Origin of the sequence: Microcystis sp. LE19-84.1B (genome assembly GCF_027531875.1) — a bacterium.
In the GTDB taxonomy this organism is placed as follows: Bacteria; Cyanobacteriota; Cyanobacteriia; order Cyanobacteriales; family Microcystaceae; genus Microcystis; species Microcystis panniformis.
Window position 1 is genome coordinate 1 of sequence record NZ_JAPZSR010000184.1, and the last position, 3,010, is coordinate 3,010.

Here is a 3,010-nt window from a genome sequence, read left to right on the forward strand (position 1 = left end):
AATTAGAGGGAGATCATCTATTCGTTCTGACTGTGTTTGTGACGTAATTGCTCGACTCCTTGTTGGCCAACACTTGACTACACAAGGATTTTAACCTTTTTTGCCCACCTTACCCCTTCAATTTAAGCGAACGGTGAGTCCTGTGATTGCGGTAGAACCAGGGTTAAGTGGTAAATAACCACCAGGATCTGGGCTAATTTCAAAACTACCATTAGTGATTAGATTGACTTGAAAATTAGGATCGTAAATAGCATAAAGTCCCTGTCCATCATTGCTCTTAGCAATTAATACTCCTTGATTGTCATTAGCATTTAGATCAATAATTGTTTGACCATACTGTTGATATAATTGATCTATATTTGCAAGAATTGGATGAGATGAAGGGTTAATAGGAATATTGCCGTAAAACTCATTCCATTGATTTGCCAATGACAACCCAAAATTATTCAAGAAATCCTTCCAAGCATTAGCCTCACTCGTAATACTATCAAAACTTCCAGTAATTCCAGTTCCTGCCATTAGATAAACATTTCCTCCACTGTTTACATAATCAATTAATACCTGATTATCTACTGGGGATCCGCCAAGAAAAACTCCATCATATTGTTGTAATGTCTCTAACGTGAATGGCAAATTAGGTGCAACCTTCCATTGATGTCCTGCATCAGTTAAAGCTTTAGATAGTTGAAATCCTGTGAAACCAAGGTTATCGGAATAAGCAAGAAATGAGCCTTTCTTCCCATTAGCAAAATAATTAGCGATATTCTGAGCAAATAATAGTGAATCGTCGGGAGCATTACTAAATCCAGAATCACTTAATGTAAATTCATCATTAGCAACAATAATCTTGCCAGATTTAAGTAATTTATTCTGTTCAACTGTAATTACTTCCCCATTTAAATTAATTATCTTTGAATCATCCTCCGCTTTCAATACCTGTAAAGTCGCCACATCCAGACTATTTCCCCGCACCAACTCCGCAAAAATTGCCCCCTCATCTCCCGCACTATCCACCTGATTAATTTGAGCATCCACATAATGCCCAATTTCTTCTAAAATCACCGCACCCAAAGCATCTAAACTAGCAGAAGCAAAAAAACTTTCAGATAGATATATCTTATTGGTGCTAATCCCATAAGCGCCATTTGCACCACCTAAAACACTGCTGTTGACAACCTCAATCTCAGGAAGTTGACTAAAATCTCGACTTTGCCACTGTTGTCGTAATTGCGTCGCTTTAACCACATCATAACTTGTGCCAAAAGCAGTTTCTAAATTCGCCCAAAAACCATCAGATTGAGCAAAATCGAACAAAACATCGTCAACAGCAGGAATAATCGCCAAAACAGTAGAAGTCATGACATTAACTGGAAAGGTTTATTGCTAATAATTCTGGCACAACAAGTGCAAATTTTTCAAGACCCCTGCAACATAAATTAACATTTATACAAGAAACCGGGTTTCTCAAAGACAAGAAACCGGGTTTCTCAAAGAAACCCGGTTTCTAAATAGGTTCTCAAAGAAACCCGGTTTCTAAATAGTTTCTCAAAGAAACCCGTTTTCTCAAGAAGAAACCCGGTTTCTAGATATTGATTTTTGCCAAAGACTGCTTAAATTCTGCGAGAGAATTAGCGGTAGCTGCTAATTTTAGTAGCTCTTCTAAGATAGTAGGGTTAGTCATTTTGCCGATTATCTCTTCAATTTCTGAAGAAATCTGTCCAAACCGCACAGTTAAAACTGTTTTTATGGCATCGCGGCTTTTTTGTAACGCTCCAATTTCCTTACCGATTTCCTTACCGCGTTCCATTCCTCGTAACTCCCCAATTTCCTCACCAATTTTCCTTCCTCGTAACTCCATATTACTTACTAAAGGCATGGTTCTTTCCTCCTCAAATTGTTTGATTTTACTCTCTAAACTTGACTGTAATTTAGTTGATAAAGTCATCATATTGTCGATGATTTCAAATAATTTAATTATTTGTTCCCTCTCGAACTCCTTTTCATATAATCCTCTGATTAACCTCCACTTCCACTGTTCCCGTTCTGGCAGCTTCCCAGTAGTCGCTTTTGTTTTCAGGTGTGCCATGACTATTATAGCAAAGGGATTGCTAAGTAGGGAGACACAATTATTTGTAGGATGGGTTAGTGGTTAGTGGTAGCGTAACATAATCTGGCGTTGGGTTTCATGCTTCAACCCAACCTACGTTCATCTTATATTTAATTCCACTCACCCACTTACTTGCTTCCAATTAGTCACTGATAACTGATAACTGATAACTGATAACTGATTAGTTGGTGAACTTCAGGAAAAAAGAAGTATAAAAACGCCTCAAAATACTCGGTTAATGCTTCTTTCCAGGGTTCATCATAATTAGCGGTTGTTTGTTTCATTATGACAATTTTAGTGGGTTGTTGTCAGAAGGCGATCACTAACGTCAAAACTAGGCAGTTAAGTAGTCGTGCAAAATAAATTTCCTAGTGAAGAAAGGCAAAAGGCAAAAGGCAAGAGGCAAGAGGTGGTTAGATATGTGTAATTAATTTTGCTTAGGTACTTAAAGTATTTAACCAACTGATTAAATCTTCAACCGTAGAGAAATCGAATAAAGCTTCTCCTAATACTTCGACATCATCAATACTTAACTCCATGATTTTAGTTTCTAATGAAGGATTAATCTCCCCTAACTTGCGTTTAATTTGACGAAGAATCAATGTCTTTTCCCGTTCAATACCGCGTTCAATACCTTGTTCGATACCTTGTTCGATACCGCGTTTGATACCTTGTTCGATACCTTGTTCGATACCGCGTTCGATACCTTGTTCAATACCTAGTTCAATACCTTGACGCATCCAACTGGTGGTAATTTGCATAACTCCCTCCTGTACAGGTTCACTAAATGTGCTAATCTCTTCTTGAAATTGTATCTCTTCCACTGGATTTAGATTGAGATATGTATCAATAAATCCAGAAATTAATTGCATTTTCGCTGGATTTAACCTTAAAGTAATTAAC

General features: G+C 37.4%; 3 protein-coding genes and 1 pseudogene. All 4 read right to left on the reverse strand.

From position 1 onward, the window contains the following. Nucleotides 1-870 precede the first annotated feature (870 nt). Nucleotides 871-1,359 (reverse strand): annotated as a pseudogene (locus O9324_RS11055) (Calx-beta domain-containing protein); the annotation flags it as partial. 223 nt (nt 1,360-1,582) lie between these two features. Further along, nucleotides 1,583-2,086, reverse strand: a complete 504-nt coding sequence (locus tag O9324_RS11060) for a hypothetical protein (protein WP_288140209.1) — start codon at nt 2,084-2,086, stop codon at nt 1,583-1,585. 167 nt (nt 2,087-2,253) lie between these two features. Beyond that, a complete protein-coding gene (locus tag O9324_RS11065) occupies nt 2,254-2,391 on the reverse strand; it encodes a hypothetical protein (RefSeq protein WP_167341561.1) in 138 nt (45 codons plus the stop codon). A 153-nt stretch (nt 2,392-2,544) separates the two neighbouring features. Then, nucleotides 2,545-3,010: DUF4351 domain-containing protein (locus tag O9324_RS11070; protein WP_288140210.1), on the reverse strand; the 466-nt coding region annotated here is incomplete at its 5' end.